Below are 17,004 nucleotides of genomic sequence, written 5' to 3'. Positions count from 1 at the left end.
TCCTCAGTCCTCCTGGTGCTCAGTCCTCCCAGACCGCCACCGCCGTCCGGTCCGCCGCGTAGCCCTTGGCGCGGACCTGGACGTGGCGCAGGAAGTCGACCGTGCCCGGCGGGTGCGGCTGCGACCAGTGGGCGGCGAGGAAGTCCGACACGGCGGGCTCCTCGCGCAGCGGCTGGACCAGCCCGTCGCTGCACAGCAGCAGCACATCGCCGCGCTCCGGCACGACCATGCGGAACCGGAACCGGCCGTCCTCCTCGGACCGCACCGCCCCGGACGCCGCTCCTCCCGCCGTACCAGCCCGCAGCTGACGCGGCGGCTGCTGGGCCAGTCGGCGGCCGGCGTAGGCGTCGTACCAGGCGGCGTCGCCCAGCAGCAGCAGGCCACCCGGCCCGACGCCGAAACCGGCCCGCAGCCTGCTGGTCGGGTCGAGCGGCGCGATCAGCGCATGCAGCGCGCCGCCGGCGTCCGATGCCTCGGCCTGCTCCGGGCCGCGCAGCCGCACGGTGGCGCGGGCGGTCAGCCGTTGCAGGCCGTAGCGCAGGCCCTCCTGGGCGCCCGTCCGCAGGTCGTCCAGCAGTTCGGCGCGGCTGCGGCCGACGCTGGCGGCCAGCTGTCGGCAGGCGTCGTCGGCGGCCGCCGGATCGTCCCCGGCGGACGGCGTGGCCAGGACGACCACCAGCAGCGCGTCACTGCCCTCGCCGAAGCGGGCGGCCAGCAGCCGGTCCCCTCGGACGCCCCCGCGATAACGCGCGGAGTCGCCCCGGACGGAGGCCGCGCGCAGCGTCATGGTGCCGTAGCGCGCGCCTTCCAGAACCGTGTCAGGCACCAGTTCGCCCAGGTGGTCGGGGTCGGCCGGGGGCAGCGCGGTGGGCTCGGGGTCGTACGTCGGCGGACGCTCGCCGACGTGCGGCAGGGGCGCGGTGACCGCCGTCTCGGACGCCGCCTCCGACGCCGTCTCGGCGGGCACCTCGATCGACGGCTCCGTCGGCGTGGCGCGGGCGGGGGCGGGGGCCGGGGCGGAGGTGCTGATCCGGGGGTCGGGCTTCAGCGCGGGAATCCGGGGCGGACGCACCGGCAACGGCGGCAGTTCCTCGACGGGGCCGAAGCCAGGCACGGCGGCGGGCACGTCCGGCTCGGGCACCGGCTCGCGCTTGGTGAACGACAGCGGCTCGGCGACGGGCTCCGGCTCCGGACCCGGATCGGGTTCCAGGTCCCGGTCCAGGTCGAGGTCCGGTTCCCGTACGGGAGCGGGTGCGGGTGCGGGAGCGGGAGCGGGCTCCGCCGGGGCCGGGGGGCGGGCGGAGGTGGACTGACGCGGGAGCCGGAGGGTGGCGTCCTCCACCAGCGTCGGCGGGCCACCGGTGCCGCCGCTGCGGCCCGCCGTGCCCGAGCTGCCGGGCTCGGCCCCGTCAGCCGCCACCGTGCTGCCCGCACCCGGCTCGCTACGCACTGGCTCGCTGCGCAGCGGCTCATTACGACTCGGCTCGCTGCGCACCGGCTCGCCCCGCACCGGCTCGCCGCCGTCCGCCGGGGCGGCGGCCGGTTCGCCGAAGACGCCGCTGAGCGAGTCGAACCAGTCGTCGACCGTCCCCCGGCGGGTGTCGGCGCGGGGGGTGTCCGGGATGTCGTCCCGGGGCCCCACGTAGACCTCGTCCCACCACGAGTCGTCCGGACCGCCCTGGCTGCTCATCGGCTCTCCCCCTCAGTGACTCCATCGACTCGGCTCGTCCCGGAACGGAGACGGGATCATTCTCCATCGCGTCTGCCCGCTCTCCGGGGCGAACCGTCGAATCGGGGCGCGCGTGGCGCGGTCCGCGCGCGCCACCGGTGTCGGTTGACTACCACCGGGCGGTCCGACCAGGCATGATGACCTGCGGTGCTTTCGCGCCATGGCAGGATTCGGCTGCCCCGCTGAGCAGCCGAAACCACGTCCCAGCAAGGAGATCACGTGCTCGGCTTCTTCGGTTTGGACGACGAGGTCGAGTCCGTCTACCGCGTGCTGATCGGTGACGGTGTGACCTCCCCGGCCACGGTCGCCGCGCAGCTGGGGCATCCGGTGGAGCAGGTGGCGGCCGCCATGCGCGAGCTGGAGCGGTTGGGGCTGGCGGCGCCCTGCCCGGAGCTGCCGGGGCGTTACCGGGCCGCGCCGCCCGCGATGGCGCTGGGCGCGGTGCTGTCGGAGCGTCGGCACGAGCTGCGGCAGGCGGAACTGGCGGTGGAGACGCTGACGCAGGAGTACCGGCGCAGCACGGTGGGGCTCGCGCTGAACGACCTGGTGGAGGTGGTGATCGGGGTGGAGGCGGTCCGGCACCGCTTCGACCAGCTGCAGCTCGGCGCGGAGCACGAGATGCTGGCGCTGGTCACCGGCGTGCCGGTGGCGGTGACCGGCATGGACAACGACTCCGAGCCGGTCGCGGTGGCGCGCGGGGTCTCGTACCGGGTGGTGCTGGAGCGGGCGGTGCTGGAGTCGCCGGAGGGCGGCCTGGCGCTGGCGGAGGCGCTGGACCGGGGCGAGCAGGTCCGGGTGGTGGACCGGGTTCCGACGAAGCTGATGATGGCCGATCGGGAGGTCGCCATGCTGCCGCTGTCGGCGCTGGACACGCCGGGGGAGCCGGCCGTGCTGGTGGTGCGGGCGGGCGGGATGCTGGAGGCGCTGGTCGGCCTGTTCGAGTCGGTGTGGCAGCACGCGCTGCCGATCCGGCTGTCCCTCTCCGGCGTGCCGCAGCCGGACACCGGCGAGCAACCCGACTCCGTCGACCTGCAGATCCTGTCGATGCTGCTGGTGGGGATGACGGACGTGAGCGTGGCCAAGCAGCTGGATCTGGGCCTGCGAACGGTCCAGCGCCGGGTGCGGCGGCTGATGGACATCACCGGGCTGACCACCCGGATGCAGCTGGGGTGGCATGCCTACGAACGCGGCTGGGTGGTCCGGCGCTGATTGTCGGACCAGGTGGATAGGGTGTCCGCATGCCTGAGTCAGCCACCACTCCCCGCGATCCCGACCCGGGCACCGCTGTCGTCGGTGCCGTCGACCCCGCGCAGGTCCAGCGCCTCACCGATGTGGTGACGCGGCTGCGCCGCGCCCTGCGCAGCAGCATCCGGACCGAGTACCCCTGGGAATCCCTGCCGATGGCCCAGGTGGAGCTGTTGCAGACGCTTGCCGTGGAGCCGTTGCGGGTGGGCGAGTTGGCGGCCCGCCAGCGACTCGCGCCGAACACCGTGAGCGGGCTCATCGGCAAGCTGCTGGAGTCGGGCTTCGTGGACCGGCAGGCCGATCCGGGCGACCGCCGGACGGCGCGGATCGCGCTGACCGAGGCCGGTTACAGACAGTTGGCGGACTGGCAGCGGGCCCACGAGCGGCGGATGGCGACCGCGCTGGCCGCCATATCGCCGCAGGACAGCGCTGCGATCATCAATGCCCTCGGCGGCCTGGAGCAGTTGGCCCTGGCCCTCGGCAACGACCCGGGCACCGGCTGAGCCAGGCCCGGGGCTGCGCGCCGCAGAGACCGGACGGACGGCTCGGACGGTTCGGTTGGCTCAGTCGAAGAGCGTCCGGTCGGCGGATTCGAGGCGCAGCAGCAGGCGCTTGGCGTCGAGCCCGGCCGCGAAGCCGGTGAGCGAGCCGTTGGCGCCGATGACCCGGTGGCAGGGGCGGACGATGAGCAGCGGGTTGGCCCCGATCGCCCCGGCGACGGCCCGTACCGCGCTGGGCGGCTGCCCGGCTGCGGCGGCGAGCTCGCCGTAGGTGGCGGTCTCGCCGTAGGGGACGCTTTCCAGCGCCTCCCAGACGCGGCGGCGGAACTCGCTGCCGCGCGGTGCCAGCGGCAGCGCGAACTCCTTGAGGTCGCCGTCGAAGTAGGCCGCCAGCTGCTCGACGGCGTCGGTGAACGGTGCGGGGTCCTGCTGCCAGGCGGGGTCGGGCCGGTTGACCTGGCCCTTGGTGCCGGGGGCGAGCAGCGCGGTGAGCGCGCCGTCCTCGTCGGCGACGAGCAGCAGCGGGCCGAGCGGCGATCCGGCGGTGGTGTAGCGGAGCGGCGGCCGGGCACCGCCCGGCACGGCCGTCCCGATGACGTCGGCGGGGTCGGCCTTCCCGATGGGGTCGGCGGGGTCGGTACGCGTGGTGAGGTCGGTGCGGCTGGTCTGGCTCATCGTCAGCTGTTCCTTGCGGCAGAGGTCAGGAGCGGGGTGGGGCGGGTCGTGTCCGGGGCCGGGCCGTTGGCGGCCCAGAGGTGGTGGACGGCGTAGGAGCGCCAGGGGCGCCAGCCGCCGGCGTCGAGGTCCTCCGGCGCGCCTGCGGCACGCAGGCCGTGGCGGACGCCGATGTCGGTCGGCAGGTAGGCGTCGGGGTCGCCGAGGGCGCGCATCCGCACGTAGGAGACGGTCCAGGGGCCGATGCCGGGCAGGGCGAGCAGGTCGGCGGCGGCGCGTTCGCGGTCCACGCCAGGGCTGAGGTCGACCGCGCCGGAGGCCAGCGCCGCACACAGGCCGCGCAGCGCCCGCCGCCGGGCGCCGGGCATGGCGAGGTCCTCGTCGGCGGCCCCGGCAAGCGCAGCGGTGGTGGGGAAGAGCCTGCTGAGGCCGCCGCTGGGGGCGGGCAGCGGTTCGCCGTAGCGTTCGGCGAGCCGCCCGGCCAGGGTGCGGGCAGCGGCCACGGTGACCTGCTGCCCGAGGACGGCCCGGACGGCCAGCTCCTGCGGGTCGACGTGGCCGGGCGAGCGCAGCCCGGGCCGGGCGGCGACCAGCGGGGCCAGCCAGCGGTCGGCGCCGAGGGCCCGGTCGACGGCGTCGGGGTCGGCGTCCAGGTCGAACAGCGCCCGGAGCCGCTGCACGGCGGCGGTGAGGTCGCGCAGGGCGGTGAGCCGCAGCCGGCAGTCCAGCCAGCCCTGGCCGGGGCGCGGCTGGTCCACCTCGGCGATGCCGGGGCCGCCGGGCAGAGCCAGGGTGCGGCGGTAGGTGCGCGCGCCGCCCGGCCCGGCGCTGATCTCCTCCACGCCGGGGACGGCGCGCACCGCGAGGAAGTCGAACAGCCGGACGGCGTCCAGCGGCTCGCGGTGGGCCAGCCGCAGCGGGATCGTCCCGGGGACGGCCGCCCGGCGTCCGGGCCGGTGCCGCAGCTCGGTCGGGGTGAGCCCGTACACGGCCCGGATGGTCTCGTTGAACTGCCGGACGCTGGCGAATCCGGCGGCGAAGGCGGCATCGGTGGCGCTGAGGTCGGTGGTCTGCAGCAGCAGCCGGGCGGTGTGGGCGCGCTGGGAGCGGGCGAGCGCCTGCGGGCCCGCGCCCAGCTCGGCGACGAGCTCCCGGGTGAGGTGGCGCTCGCTGTAGCCGAGCCGGGCGGCGAGCCCGGCGACGCCCTCGCGGTCCACCACGCCGTCGCCGATCATGCGCATGGCCCGGCCGACCAGGTCGGCGCGGAGGTTCCAGTCCGGCGAGCCGGGGACGGCGTCGGGGCGGCAGCGGCGGCAGGCGCGGTATCCGGCACCCTGGGCGGCGGCGGCCGTGGGGTAGAAGCGGACGTTCTGCCGCTTGGGGGTGGTCGCCGGGCAGCTGGGACGGCAGTAGATGCCGGTGGTGCGCACAGCCGTGAAGAACACGCCGTCGAAGCGTGCGTCGCGGCTGCTCACGGCCCGGTAGCTGGTGTCCTCGTCTATCACGTGGTCCAGTGTGCGCCACCGGGCGAGGGCGGACTGGCGGTCATCGGACACGGCGGTGGCGGCGCGGCCCTTGGCAGGATGTTCACGGTGATCGGCACGGGTGCCACTCGTGGCGGCCTCACCCCGGGCCCATGATCGAACCGGCCGACATCCGCGCCGACACCTGGCGCGTGGACCCGAGGAGACCGCCATGACCGTACCCGCCCCTGCCCCGACCAGCGCAGTCGCAGCCGCCGCCGGAACCGGCACCGCGCCCGCAGCTCAAGCCGCCGCCAGTGCCGTGCTCGGCGTCGCCGCTGCGGATCCGGCCGAGGCCGCCGCCCATTTCGCCGCCCGGCTGGCCTTCGAGGCCGACGTCTCCGATGTGCACGCCGATCTGGCCGCCGGGGTTCCCGGGCTGGTCGTGGTGGACACCCGCAGCGAGGCGTCCTGGGCGCAGGGGCACCTGCCCGGCGCGCTGCACCTGCCCACCGCGCGCATCGCCGAACTCGCGCCGGGGCTGATCGACCCGGCGCTGACCGTGGTCGCCTACTGCTGGGGGCCCGGCTGCAACGGCGCGACCCGGGCCGCGCTGGCCTTCGCCGGCCTCGGCTACCGGGTCAAGGAGATGCTCGGCGGATTCGAGTACTGGGTCCGCGAGGGCTTCGGCTACGAGACCGCCGAGGGGCCCGGGCAGCGGCCGGTGGACGACCTGACCGCGCCGCGCTCGGGCATCCCCTGCGCCTGCTGAGCCCCGCTCCCCCGCCCCACCGCAGCGGCGCCCCACCGCAGCGGTTACGTGTACGAGACGGTGACGCTGGTGAAGCCCAGCGAGCGGAGCAGCCCGCTCAGCATCGCGGTGGTGTTCTGCTGCGCGCGCTGGGTCAGGCCGCTGGCCGAGGCCGCCGTCTGGATCTTCGACGCCGCCAGGATGCTCAACTTCTGCTGGTCGTCCGGGTTTCCGGAGAAGAAGTCGCCGATGCGGTTGAACAGCCCCCGGTTCTGCGCGAAGACGTAGGTCTCCTTGGGGTTGAGCGCGGTCTGCCCGAGCTGGGCGGGCGGCAGGACGATGGTGGCGGTGCGCCGGTCGGCGGAGACCTTCACCGTGGCCTTGCCCAGGTTGACGTACGACTCGACGGTGCCGCCAGCGACGTAGAGCGTGTCGCTGCCGAGCAGCGCCGAGGGCAGGTAGGCCGCCTCCTGCTGCAGATTGATCACGATCTGGAAGTTGCCGGTCGCGGCGTTGTAGTTGCTCATGTTCTCGATGGACTGCAGCACCGCGGGCTGGCTGCGGTCCACGGTCGAGGTGGCGAACGGATTGGGCAGGCCGGGCAGCCAGTCGAACTTGCCGGCGGCCAGGAACAGAGCGACGATCACCGCGAAGGTGACCGGGATGCTGATGTACCACGGCACCCGCCGGGCCGGCGGCCGCTGTCTGACGGCCGGTTCGGGAGCGGCGGCGGTCTCCCTGGTCCCGTTCGCGGTACCACGCTGGGACCTCATGGTGGTCTCCCTCGGAGTCGGAATACGTCGGAGTACGTCGGAACGCGTCGGAGGTGCGTCGGGACGCGCAGAGTCCCCCGGCCGCACACCGGTGTGCGGTCGAGGGACTCCTACCCCGTGCCGGGGCTCCCAGTAGTGGCCGGGACGACCGGCCGGGGTGTCAGCTGTCGTACAGGTGGACGCTCCTGGCCCTGGCCCGGGCCAGCGCCCGCCCGGAACTGCTCCTGGCCTTCCAGGTCTTGAGCTGCTCGGCCCGCATCCGGGCGTCGGTGCGGGCCGCGATCCACGCGTTCTCGCGCAGCAGCTTGTGGTAGCTGTCGAACCGACGCTGCGTCAGAAAGCCTTCCTCCAGGGCCTCCAGGACGGCGCAGCCGGGCTCGGAGGCATGGCCGCAGTCCACGAAGCGGCAGCCCTCGGCGAGTTCCTCGATCTCGGCGAACGCCTGCTGGATGCCCTCGCCGGACTCGTACATGGCGGCGCCGCGCAGCCCCGGGGTGTCGATGAGGACGCCGCCGCCCGGCAGCAGCGCCAACTCCCGTGTGGTGGTGGTGTGGCGTCCCTTGCCGTCGCCCCGGGTCAGCTGCACCTCCATGGCGTCGCTGCCGATCAGGGCGTTGGCGAGGGTGGACTTGCCCACGCCGGACTGGCCCACCAGGACGCTGGTCCCGGGCAGGCAGCCGGCCAGGACCTTCATGCCGCGCCCGCCGGTGGCGCTGACCACCAGGACGTCCACGCCCGGGGCGAGGCGCTGGGTGTCCTCCCGGATGTGGTCGGCGTCGGCGGCGAGGTCGGCCTTGGTGAGCACGATCAGCGGCTGCGCGCCGCTGTCCCAGGCCAGGGCGAGGAAGCGCTCGATCCGGCCGGGATCGGGTTCGACGGCCAGCGAGACGCAGATGACGATGTGGTCGATGTTGCAGGCCAGCACCTGTGCCTCGGAGCGCCGGGAGGAGGTGGAGCGGACCAGCGCCACGCGCCGCGGCAGGTACGCCCGGACGAACAGCGGATCGCCGTCCGCGTCGACGGCGACCCAGTCGCCGGTGCACACGACCCGCATCGGATCGCGCGGCGTCACCAGCGCGGTGTCGGCCCGGACCGGGCCGGTCGGGGTGACGACGTCGCACTGGCCGCGGTCGACCCGCACCACCCGCCCGGGCACCAGGGCCCGGTCGGCGAACGCGGGGCGTGCGGCGTACGAGGTGAAGGCGGCTGCCCAGTCCTCGTCCCAGCCGTAGGGGTACAGCGGGTGCGCGGGAGAGGAGTCGGACACGTCGGAGAAAGCGTTGAGCAAGGGAGACCCTTCAACGGGCGGCCCCGGCGGCGCGCACAGGCGCGCAAGGTCACACGGTGTCAGCCGGAGGCCACGGGGGTGGGGAGGACGCACTTCTGGATGCGGGCAGCGCCCGTCGCAGTAACAGACATCACGGTCCTCACCTCCGGTATCCCGACAAGCCGACGACAGCCGACGACAACGGCCGGGCAGGGTCGACGCCCCTCCCGGACACCCGCGACCCTAACGGCCTCCCCCGGCCGGGCACCACCGGTTTTCTCCGGGCGGAAACCGGCCCGCGCGCCCGGCCCGAGGGCAGCGGCTAGCGGGCGCCGCCCGGCCCCTGCCCGTGACCGCCCGGGCCGTGACCGCCTTGGCCGTGACCGCCCTGCCCGGGCCCGCCCTGGCCGTCGTCGGGGCCGCCGAAGGGGTCGTGGCCGCCGAAAGGGTGCCCGTGGTCGGGGCCGCCGTGCTCGTGCCGGCGCCGGTAGCGCGCCCGCTGCTCCTTGGTCTCCTCCGGCGGCGGGTAGGGCCGGCGGCGCCGGGCCCCGCCGCCCCCGGCCTGGATCCGCCGCCGCAGCTCCGCCGGCGGCAGGAAGTCCGCCCAGCGCTCCGGGTACTCGGCCGGGGCCTCCCCCTCCGCCTCCTCGCCGGACGGCGGCGGGTTGGCGGCCCGGTTGCGGGCGGCGGTGCGGCGGGCCTCGGCGCGGCGGACCAGCTCGGCCGCCGCCTCCTCGCGGGCCCGCTCGTTCTCGGCGCGGGCCTGCTCGGTGGCGCGGCTGGGCCACATCCGGTCCACCGAGGCGTTCATGGCCGCGCCGATCAGCACGGCCAGCGCGGTCACCCCGATCCACAACAGCACCGCGACCGGCGCGGCCAGCGAGCCGTACACGGTCGGCCCCTCGACCGAGTGCACCAGGTAGAGCCGCAGCACCGCACTGCCGACGGCGAGCACCAACAGCGCCGCCAGCGCGCCCGGCAGGTCCTCCTTCCACGGAGTCCGCACCGGGACCGACACGTGGTAGAGCGTGGTGAGGAAGACGATGGACAGCACCGTGGCGGCGGGCCAGTACAGCGCGTGGATCAACCCGGTCGCGGCCGGGAGCGCGTCCTCGACCAGGCCGGGCCCGGCGACCAGCAGCGGCAGCACGATGGTGGCGACGACGAGCGCCACGATGTACAGGCCCAGCGACAGCACCCGGGTGTGGATGATGCCGCGCTGGCCCTCCAGCCCGTACATGATGGTGACCGTCTCCACGAAGACGTACAGCGCGCGCGAGCCGGACCACAGGGCGAGCATGAAGCCGATGGAGATCAGGTCCGGGCGGCCGGTGCTGAAGACGCTGTGCAGCAGCGGCTTCACGACCTGGTCGATGGAGGACTGCGAGAGCACCACGCTGGACGCGTTGAGGATGTCCGTCTCGACGACCTGGATGGTGCTGGAGCTGAGGTAGCCGAGGGTTCCGGCGACGCAGAGCAGCAGCGGCGGCACCGACATCAGCGTGAAGAAGGCGACCTCGGCGGCGAGCCCGGTGACCCGGTACTCCATGCACGTGTTGGTGGTGTCCTTGACCAGCTGCCAGACGATGTGGCGGTACGACGGGCCGGTTCCGCGCCTGCCCGCGCGACGGGAACGCCTGGCCCGGTGTCCGGACGTCCGTTGGGTCTCACCAGCTGGCTGCACACCCTTGAGCGTATCCAACCCGGGGCCCCGGTCGGCGCAGTGCCCGCCGCCCGCCCGCGTGCACCGGACGGACCAGTCCGGCTCGCGGGGACCGCCGCCGCTGCGCACGGTTGTGGCAGGAGGCCCCGGGGAGCGGAGGCCGTGGACGTGGACGCGAGGGCGGACCTGGTGAGAAGGATTCAGGCACGGGCCACGGCGCCGGGCGGGCGGGCGCGGGCGGCGGTCGCGGCGGCACTGGTGCTGGCCACCGGCGGGCTGGCGGCGCTGTCGGCGTGCGGGAGTTCGAGCAGCGGTTCGAGCGGCGCGTCGGCGGCGGCGTCCTCCATCGCCTCGGCGCTGTCCTCGGCGACGGCCCGGTTCTCCGGCGCGCCGCCGTCCGCGCTGGCCTCGCAGGCGGCGTCGGCGATCGCCTCGGCCTCGGCCCGGGTGTCCTCGGCGGCAGCGGCCGCCTCCTCGTTCGAGGCGTCGGTCTCGGCGGCGGGGGCGCAGGCCAGCGCCTCGGCGGCGGCAGCGCTGTCGTCGGTCAGCGGAAGCGGCAACGCCACGGCGGACGTGCAGCTCACCGGGGTGCCGCTGAGCACCTCCGGCGGACTGCACGCGGTGATCGTGACCATCACCAACCGCACCGGCTCCCACGCCTCGTACGCCGTGAAGATCGACTTCGACGACACCTCCGGCAAGACCGTGGACACCGCGATCGTCGGCACCGAGAACCTGGCCCCGGGCAAGACCGCCACCCCGGTCGCCTTCAGCCGCGAGCCCGGCTCGACGACGCTGGTCCCCAAGGTCGCGCAGGCCCAGCGGTACTGACGGCGCGACGGCGGCAGGGCGACGACGGCGCGGCGGCAGCGGGGCGACGACGGCGCGATGGCCGGGGCACCGGTCAGCCCAGCCGGGGGACGTGCACCGGCGCGCCCGGGCCGAGCGGGATGCCGATCAGGTACCAGACGGTGAAGAGGGCCATCCAGGCGGCGGCGACGACCAGGGTGTACGGCAGCATCAGCGAGACCACCGTGCCGACCCCGGCGTCCTTCCTGTACCGCTGCGCGAGCAGCACCACGAACGGCAGGTAGACCATCAGCGGGGTGATCAGGTCGACCGGCCCGTCGCCGACCCGGTAGGCGGCCAGCACGGTCTGCGGGGCGACGCCGAGGCGCAGGAACAGCGGCACGAAGATCGGCGCGAAGACGGCCCACTTGGGGATGGCGCCGGGGATGACGACGTCCAGCAGCAGGGTCACCGCGACGAGGGCCAGCAGCAGCCACAACGCGCTGACGTCGGCGCGCCCCAGGGCGTCGGAGAGGTGCACGGCGGCGATGGTGGCGATGTTGGTGTAGCTGAAGCAGGCGATGAGCTGGGCGAGCACCAGCAGCAGGAAGATCAGCCCGCCCAGCCCGGCGAAGGTCCTGGTGACGGCCGCCATCACCGCCGCGCTGCCCCGGAGCGTCCCGGCGCCCCTGCCGTAGCACAGGCCCGCGACCAGGAAGAGCAGCATGACGATGAAGATCAGGCCGTCCATGAACGGCGACTGGTCGAAGAAGCGGCCGGTGTCCGGGTTGCGCAGCGGCGCGCCCGGCAGGAAGGTCAGGAAGGCCACCACGACGACCACCGCCGCCGCGCCGTAGAAGGCCAGCCGCAGCCCCTGCGCCTCGGCCTGCGGGCCGCCGCCGGACGCCTGGGCGTGCTCGGCCTGGGCGTGCTCGACGCCGGTGGCGCCGGTCCAGCTGCCCAGGCCCGGTTCGACCAGCCGCTCGCTGACGACGGTGACCACCACGGCCAGGAGCAGCGTGGCGGCGATGCTGAAGTACAGGTCGGCGGTGAGTCCGATCGAGCGGCCGGGGTCGACCAGGTGGATCGCCTCGTTGGTGATCTCGGTGACGATGCCGTCGGCGGGGGTGGTGACGGCGTTCAGCCCGAAGCCGGCGCCGACCCCGGCGAAGGCCGCCGCCAGCCCGGCCAGCGGGTGCCGGCCGGCGCTCTGGAAGGCGACCGCGCCCAGCGGGACCAGCACCAGGAAGCCGATGTCGGAGACGGCGCTGGACAGTGCGCCCAGCAGCACGACGGTGAAGGTGAGCGCCGCGCGCGGGGCGACCGCGACCAGCCGCCTGACCAGGGCCGCGATCAGCCCGGCCTCGTCGGCCAGGCCGATGCCGACCATGGCCACCAGGATCACCCCGACCACGCCGAAGTTGTTCACGTTGTCGACGGCGGAGGTGAAGAGGAAGCGGATGCCGTCGGCCCCGAGCAGGTTCCTCACGTGCACGGTCTGCAGCACGATGTGCACCGGCGGGCCGTGCAGCGCCGCAGGCGGGAAGACCAGCGACGGCTGGGTCGTCACCCCGGGGTAGTCCGGTCGGCCGACCACCGGGCCGGGCGCGGCGGACTCGTAGGTCGCGTGCAGGCCGGTCCAGGAGAGCACCACCGACAGCGCCACCACCAGCAGGATCAGCCACAGGAAGAGGACGGCCGGGTGCGGCGCCCGGTTGCCGGCCTTCTCGACGGCGTCGAGCATGCGCTGGGCGAGGGACCGGCGGCCGGGGCCGTCGGCGGCGTGCTGGTCGGCGGCGGCTGGCTCGCCCATTGGAGACTCCCGAGACGCAGGTGGCCGCCCGGGGAGAGCTGAGCGGTCGTCATACCACCCTGGCACCACGGCCGTCGTTTGCCCCATATTGGACATTTCGTGTCACCGCAACCGGTGCGGTCCGATCAGCGCAGTGCGATCAGCGCAGTGCGGTCAGCGCGCTCCGGTCACCGCAGTCCGGTCACCGCAGTGCGGGCAGCTCCAGCCGCAGCGTCCCGGCGTCGGCGTCCAGCACGGCCGGGACGCCGAGCGGGACGGTGAGGCTGCTCGGCCCGTGGCCGAAGCCCAGCTCGCCGACGACCGGGACGCCCAGCGGCGCCAGCCGCTCCAGCATCAGCTCCCGGACCATGCCGGACGGTCGGCAGTCCTGCCAGGAGCCGAGGGCCACCCCGGCGACCCCGGCCAGCGCGCCGGTGCGGTGCAGCTGGGTCAGCAGCCGGTCCAGGGCGTAGAGGGCCTCGCCGACGTCCTCCAGCACCAGGATCGCTCCGGCGAAGCCGGGGCGGGCGTGCGGCGTGCCGCGCTCGGTGGCGAGCAGGGTGAGGCAGCCGCCGGCGGTGACCCCGCACGCCCGGCCGGGGACCAGCGTGTGGGCGGCGGCCGAGGTCAGGGTCTGCGCCTCCTCGGGCCGGAACAGCGTCAGCCGCAGGTGCTCGGCGGTGGCCGGGTCCGTCCCGAACACCTCGGTGGCCGCCATCGGGCCGTAGAGGGTGGCCAGCCCCAGCCGCAGCGCGAACGCCTCGTGCAGCACGGTGGCGTCGCTGTAGCCGAGCAGGACCTTGTCCGGGGCGGCGCGCAGGGCGTCCCAGTCGAGCAGCTCCACCATCCGCTGCGTGCCGTAGCCGCCGCGCGCGCAGACCACGGCGGCGACGCCCGGGTCCAGCCAGGCCCGTTGCAGGTCCTCGGCGCGCCGGGCGTCGTCGGCGGCCAGATAGGGCAGCCGCGGGTGCCCGGCCAGGACGTGCGGCATCACCTCGACCCGCAGCCCCCAGGACTCCAGCAGGGCGACGCCGCGCTCCAGCCGCGCGGGGACGATGACGCCGCTGGGCGCGACGACGGCGACCCGGTCGCCGGGCACCAGCCGGGGCGGGCGCCGCAGCGCGGGAACGGCGTAGGCGGCAGGCACGACGGCGACTCCCCCGGTGGTCGGAACGGCTCAGCCACCGTACCGCCGGAGCCCGGGCCGGGTCTGCGGCGGGCGCCGGACCCGCGCGCGGCGGCGGCCGGACGGCGGTCAGGCTGTCCGCATGCTGGGATTTCGTGTACCGGCAGCGCGCCCGTCCGGTCCGCCCGGAGCCGCGCGGCAATCGTCCGCCCCGCCACCAGAACCGCGTCCACCAGGGGCTTTCCCGAATGGCCGACCTCCGCCCGCCCGGCTCTGTCCGGTACCGATCTCGATGAGCAAGACGTATATGTTCAGATCGTGGACACCTGTGGACGCCAGAAAGCTCTACGTGCGACGCTTCTGCCATGTCTAGTGCCGGAACTGCCTTGGTCGGTCGACTTCACGTCGATCTCGGCCGCATGTCCAGCGCCATCTGTCCGGCGACCTGAGAAGCCCCAGCACCTCCCCTTCCGCTGCCGCGCCCACGGCCCGGTCAGCCCAGGTCTCCCCCGCTCGCGCCGCACACTCATGAGTGCAGGTCGACGCCGCCCTGCGGACCGGACACCGACACCGACCACCAGGCTTCCGCCTCTTGCCGAAGGACTGCACCCATGGCCCCCACCCCCACCCATGACGACGCCTCCGCGCGCCGCCCGGCGGCCGCCCGCAAGGCCGGCCGGCACCGCGGTGAGGGCCAGTGGGGCATGGGCCACTTCACCCCGCTCAACGCCAACGAGCAGTTCAAGAAGGACGACGACGGTCTCAATGTGCGGACACGCATTGAGACGATCTACGCCCACCGGGGCTTCGACTCCATCGACCCGGCCGACCTGCGCGGCCGGATGCGCTGGTGGGGGCTGTACACCCAGCGCAAGGCGGGCATCGACGGCGGCCGGACCGCGATCCTGGAGCCGCACGAGCTGGACGACGAGCACTTCATGCTGCGGATCCGGATCGACGGCGGCCGGCTGACCACCGCGCAGCTGCGCGCCATCGGCGAGGTCTCCGAGACCTACGCCCGGGGCAGCGCCGACATCACCGACCGGCAGAACATCCAGCTGCACTGGATCCGGATCGAGGACGTCCCGGCGATCTGGCAGAAGCTGGAGGCGGTCGGCCTGTCCACCACCGAGGCGTGCGGCGACTGCCCCCGGGTGATCATCGGCTCCCCGGTCGCGGGCATCGCCGAGGACGAGATCATCGACGGCACCCCGGCCGTGGACGAGATCCACCGCCGCTACATCGGCAACCAGGAGTTCTCCAACCTGCCGCGCAAGTTCAAGACCGCGGTCTCCGGCTCCCCGGTGCAGGACGTCGTCCACGAGATCAACGACATCGCCTTCGTCGGCGTGGTCCACCCCGAGCACGGCCCCGGCTTCGACCTGTGGGTCGGCGGCGGGCTGTCCACCAACCCCCGGCTGGCCGAGCGCCTGGGCGCCTGGGTGCCGCTGGACGAGGTCCCGGACGTGTGGGCCGGCGTCGTCGGCATCTTCCGCGACTACGGCTACCGCCGGCTGCGCACCCGCGCCCGGCTCAAGTTCCTGATGGCGGACTGGGGCCCGGAGAAGTTCCGCCAGGTCCTGGAGGACGAGTACCTCAAGTACCGGCTGGTCGACGGCCCGGCCCCGGCCGAGCCCAGCACCCGCTGGCGCGACCACGTCGGTGTCCACCCGCAGCGGGACGGCCGCTTCTACGTCGGCTTCGCGCCCAAGGTCGGCCGGGTGGACGGCTCGCAGCTGACGAAGATCGCCGACGTCGCCGCCGCCCACGGCTCCGACCGGCTGCGCACCACCGTCGAGCAGAAGATGATCGTGCTCGACGTCGAGGCCGACCGGGTCGAGTCGCTGGTGGCCGGGCTGGAGGCGCTGGACCTCCGGGTCACGCCCTCCTCCTTCCGGCGCGGCACCATCGCCTGCACCGGCATCGAGTACTGCAAGCTGGCCATCGTCGAGACCAAGGCCCGCGCCCAGGCGCTGATCTCCGAGCTGGAGCAGCGGCTGCCCGACTTCGACCAACCGATCAGCATCAATGTCAACGGCTGCCCCAATGCCTGCGCCCGGATCCAGACCGGCGACTTCGGCCTCAAGGGCCAGCTGGTGATGAACGCCGAGGGCGAGCAGGTCGAGGGCTTCCAGGTGCACCTGGGCGGCAGCCTGGGCTTCACCGCGGGCTTCGGCCGCAAGATCCGCGGCCTCAAGGTGACCGCGGAGGAGCTGCCCGACTACGTCGAGCGGGTGCTGCGCCGCTTCGACGCCGAGCGCACCGAGGGCGAGCGCTTCGCCGAGTGGGCGCTGCGCGCGGACGAGGAGGCCCTGGCATGAGCGAGCGCGCCGCCCCGTTCTACTGCCCGTACTGCGGGGACGAGGACCTGCGCCCCAGCGAGGAGGGCGGGCACGGGAGTTGGGAGTGCTCCAGCTGCCGCCGGGCCTTCTCGGTGAAGTTCCTGGGTCTGCTCTCCGCCCACCGATCCGCGTCCGGGGGACCATCAGATGACCGCACGGACTGACATACCCCGCTACTCGGCGGAGGAGCTCGAAGCCCTCGCCGCCGAGGCGGGGCGCACGTTGGAGCAGGCGTCCGCGCAGGAGGTGATGCGCTGGGCCGCCGGGACCTTCGGCCGGCGGCTGGCGGTCACCTCCTCCATGGAGGACGCCGTCGTCGCCCACCTGGCGTCCACCGCCCTGCCCGGGGTGGACGTGCTGTTCCTGGACACCGGCTACCACTTCGCCGAGACCATCGGCACCCGGGACGCGGTCGCCGCCGTATACCCGGTCAACGTCATCACCCTGACGCCGCGTCAGAGCGTGGCCGAGCAGGACGCCCAGTACGGGCCGCGGCTGCACGACCGCGACCCGGACCTGTGCTGCGCGCTGCGCAAGGTCGAGCCGCTCAACCGGGGCCTGGCCGGGTACGACGCCTGGGCGACCGGGCTGCGCCGGGACGAGTCGCCCAGCCGGGCCGGCACGCCCGTGGTCTCGTTCGACCCCAAGCGGCAGAAGGTCAAGATCGCGCCCATCGCCCGCTGGACCCAGGCGGACGTGGACGCGTACGTGGCCGAGCACGGCGTCCTGCTGAACACCCTGCTCTCGGACGGCTACGCGTCGATCGGCTGCGCCCCCGAATCCTGTACCCGGCGGGTCCTCGAAGGTCAGGACGCCCGCTCCGGCCGCTGGGCCGGGGCCGGCAAGAACGAGTGCGGCATCCACCTGTAGACCGGTTCCGTCCGTGTGG

General features: G+C 74.2%; 17 protein-coding genes. 8 read left to right on the top strand and 9 right to left on the bottom strand.

What is annotated here, in order from left to right; all coding sequences use genetic code 11:
• Positions 1 to 19: 19 nt before the first annotated feature.
• Positions 20 to 1,690 carry a hypothetical protein gene (locus GXW83_RS09930; RefSeq protein ID WP_182442709.1) on the bottom strand — a complete coding sequence of 557 codons (1,671 nt, stop codon included), beginning with the start codon at positions 1,688 to 1,690 and terminating at the stop codon, positions 20 to 22.
• 258 nt (positions 1,691 to 1,948) lie between these two features.
• On the opposite strand from GXW83_RS09930, the gene GXW83_RS09925 reads away from it, so the two are divergent.
• Together GXW83_RS09925 and GXW83_RS09920 are read left to right on the top strand one after the other, a co-directional pair.
• A complete protein-coding gene (locus tag GXW83_RS09925; protein ID WP_182442708.1) occupies positions 1,949 to 2,938 on the top strand; it encodes a helix-turn-helix transcriptional regulator in 990 nt (329 codons plus the stop codon).
• Between the two features lie 29 nt (positions 2,939 to 2,967).
• Complete coding sequence (locus GXW83_RS09920) at positions 2,968 to 3,477, top strand: MarR family winged helix-turn-helix transcriptional regulator (protein WP_182442707.1); 510 nt, start codon at positions 2,968 to 2,970, stop codon at positions 3,475 to 3,477.
• Between the two features lie 60 nt (positions 3,478 to 3,537).
• On the opposite strand, the gene GXW83_RS09915 is transcribed toward GXW83_RS09920, so the two are convergent.
• Entirely contained in the window at positions 3,538 to 4,149 is a 612-nt protein-coding gene (locus GXW83_RS09915; protein WP_182442706.1) for a methylated-DNA--[protein]-cysteine S-methyltransferase, read from the bottom strand.
• 2 nt (positions 4,150 to 4,151) lie between these two features.
• Positions 4,152 to 5,651, bottom strand: coding sequence for an AlkA N-terminal domain-containing protein (locus tag GXW83_RS09910; RefSeq protein WP_370466872.1), 1,500 nt, complete (start codon positions 5,649 to 5,651; stop codon positions 4,152 to 4,154).
• A gap of 193 nt (positions 5,652 to 5,844) precedes the next feature.
• Between GXW83_RS09910 and GXW83_RS09905 the strand changes: the two genes are divergently transcribed.
• Positions 5,845 to 6,384 carry a rhodanese-like domain-containing protein gene (locus GXW83_RS09905; protein WP_182442704.1) on the top strand — a complete coding sequence of 180 codons (540 nt, stop codon included), beginning with the start codon at positions 5,845 to 5,847 and terminating at the stop codon, positions 6,382 to 6,384.
• Positions 6,385 to 6,428: 44 nt separating this feature from the next.
• Here the strand turns inward: GXW83_RS09905 and GXW83_RS09900 are convergent, their stop codons facing one another.
• The 4 genes from GXW83_RS09900 to GXW83_RS33915 all read right to left on the bottom strand — a co-directional run bounded on the left by GXW83_RS09900 (position 6,429) and on the right by GXW83_RS33915 (position 10,632).
• The gene (locus tag GXW83_RS09900; protein ID WP_182442703.1) at positions 6,429 to 7,136 is read right to left on the bottom strand and encodes a DUF4230 domain-containing protein; all 708 of its coding nucleotides are present in this window, start codon (positions 7,134 to 7,136) and stop codon (positions 6,429 to 6,431) included.
• Positions 7,137 to 7,296: 160 nt separating this feature from the next.
• Complete coding sequence (rsgA, locus tag GXW83_RS09895; RefSeq protein WP_182442702.1) at positions 7,297 to 8,403, bottom strand: ribosome small subunit-dependent GTPase A; 1,107 nt, start codon at positions 8,401 to 8,403, stop codon at positions 7,297 to 7,299.
• A gap of 322 nt (positions 8,404 to 8,725) precedes the next feature.
• A complete protein-coding gene (locus GXW83_RS09890; protein WP_225446874.1) occupies positions 8,726 to 10,087 on the bottom strand; it encodes a YihY/virulence factor BrkB family protein in 1,362 nt (453 codons plus the stop codon).
• Positions 10,088 to 10,266: 179 nt separating this feature from the next.
• Positions 10,267 to 10,632 (bottom strand): hypothetical protein, encoded by a 366-nt coding sequence (locus GXW83_RS33915; RefSeq protein ID WP_225446873.1) that lies wholly within the window; start codon positions 10,630 to 10,632, stop codon positions 10,267 to 10,269.
• Positions 10,633 to 10,639: 7 nt separating this feature from the next.
• On the opposite strand from GXW83_RS33915, the gene GXW83_RS33910 reads away from it, so the two are divergent.
• On the top strand, positions 10,640 to 10,897 hold the full coding sequence (locus tag GXW83_RS33910; RefSeq protein WP_225446872.1) for a hypothetical protein: 258 nt from the start codon (positions 10,640 to 10,642) through the stop codon (positions 10,895 to 10,897).
• 73 nt (positions 10,898 to 10,970) lie between these two features.
• On the opposite strand, the gene GXW83_RS09880 is transcribed toward GXW83_RS33910, so the two are convergent.
• Together GXW83_RS09880 and GXW83_RS09875 are read right to left on the bottom strand one after the other, a co-directional pair.
• Positions 10,971 to 12,668, bottom strand: a complete 1,698-nt coding sequence (locus GXW83_RS09880) for an AbgT family transporter (RefSeq protein ID WP_182442701.1) — start codon at positions 12,666 to 12,668, stop codon at positions 10,971 to 10,973.
• Positions 12,669 to 12,849: 181 nt separating this feature from the next.
• Positions 12,850 to 13,794, bottom strand: a complete 945-nt coding sequence (locus tag GXW83_RS09875; RefSeq protein ID WP_225446871.1) for an LD-carboxypeptidase — start codon at positions 13,792 to 13,794, stop codon at positions 12,850 to 12,852.
• A gap of 344 nt (positions 13,795 to 14,138) precedes the next feature.
• On the opposite strand from GXW83_RS09875, the gene GXW83_RS35315 reads away from it, so the two are divergent.
• From GXW83_RS35315 to GXW83_RS09860, 4 genes are all read left to right on the top strand, one after another.
• Positions 14,139 to 14,222: a putative leader peptide gene (locus GXW83_RS35315; protein WP_370466871.1), complete on the top strand. Its 84-nt coding sequence runs from the start codon at positions 14,139 to 14,141 to the stop codon at positions 14,220 to 14,222.
• Between the two features lie 162 nt (positions 14,223 to 14,384).
• A complete protein-coding gene (locus GXW83_RS09870) occupies positions 14,385 to 16,094 on the top strand; it encodes a nitrite/sulfite reductase (protein WP_182442700.1) in 1,710 nt (569 codons plus the stop codon).
• The gene (locus GXW83_RS09865) at positions 16,091 to 16,279 is read left to right on the top strand and encodes a hypothetical protein (protein ID WP_182442699.1); all 189 of its coding nucleotides are present in this window, start codon (positions 16,091 to 16,093) and stop codon (positions 16,277 to 16,279) included. Before GXW83_RS09870 ends, GXW83_RS09865 begins: the two co-directional genes overlap by 4 nt.
• A complete protein-coding gene (locus GXW83_RS09860; protein WP_182442698.1) occupies positions 16,263 to 16,985 on the top strand; it encodes a phosphoadenylyl-sulfate reductase in 723 nt (240 codons plus the stop codon). Before GXW83_RS09865 ends, GXW83_RS09860 begins: the two co-directional genes overlap by 17 nt.
• Positions 16,986 to 17,004: the final 19 nt, after the last annotated feature.

It is taken from the genome of Streptacidiphilus sp. PB12-B1b (assembly GCF_014084125.1).
Classification (GTDB): Bacteria; Actinomycetota; Actinomycetes; order Streptomycetales; family Streptomycetaceae; genus Streptacidiphilus.
This window is presented reverse-complemented; position numbering and strand designations above follow the sequence as displayed.

Coding starts and splice junctions, on each gene's coding strand:
- GXW83_RS09920 (WP_182442707.1), top strand. CDS start 2,968: ATGCCTGAGTCAGCCACCACTCCCCGCGATCCCGACCCGGGCACCGCT.
- GXW83_RS09900 (WP_182442703.1), bottom strand. CDS start 7,136: ATGAGGTCCCAGCGTGGTACCGCGAACGGGACCAGGGAGACCGCCGCC.
- GXW83_RS09880 (WP_182442701.1), bottom strand. CDS start 12,668: ATGGGCGAGCCAGCCGCCGCCGACCAGCACGCCGCCGACGGCCCCGGC.
- GXW83_RS09860 (WP_182442698.1), top strand. CDS start 16,263: ATGACCGCACGGACTGACATACCCCGCTACTCGGCGGAGGAGCTCGAA.
- GXW83_RS09870 (WP_182442700.1), top strand. CDS start 14,385: ATGGCCCCCACCCCCACCCATGACGACGCCTCCGCGCGCCGCCCGGCG.
- GXW83_RS09915 (WP_182442706.1), bottom strand. CDS start 4,149: ATGAGCCAGACCAGCCGCACCGACCTCACCACGCGTACCGACCCCGCC.
- GXW83_RS09905 (WP_182442704.1), top strand. CDS start 5,845: ATGACCGTACCCGCCCCTGCCCCGACCAGCGCAGTCGCAGCCGCCGCC.
- GXW83_RS09865 (WP_182442699.1), top strand. CDS start 16,091: ATGAGCGAGCGCGCCGCCCCGTTCTACTGCCCGTACTGCGGGGACGAG.
- GXW83_RS09930 (WP_182442709.1), bottom strand. CDS start 1,690: ATGAGCAGCCAGGGCGGTCCGGACGACTCGTGGTGGGACGAGGTCTAC.
- GXW83_RS35315 (WP_370466871.1), top strand. CDS start 14,139: ATGTCTAGTGCCGGAACTGCCTTGGTCGGTCGACTTCACGTCGATCTC.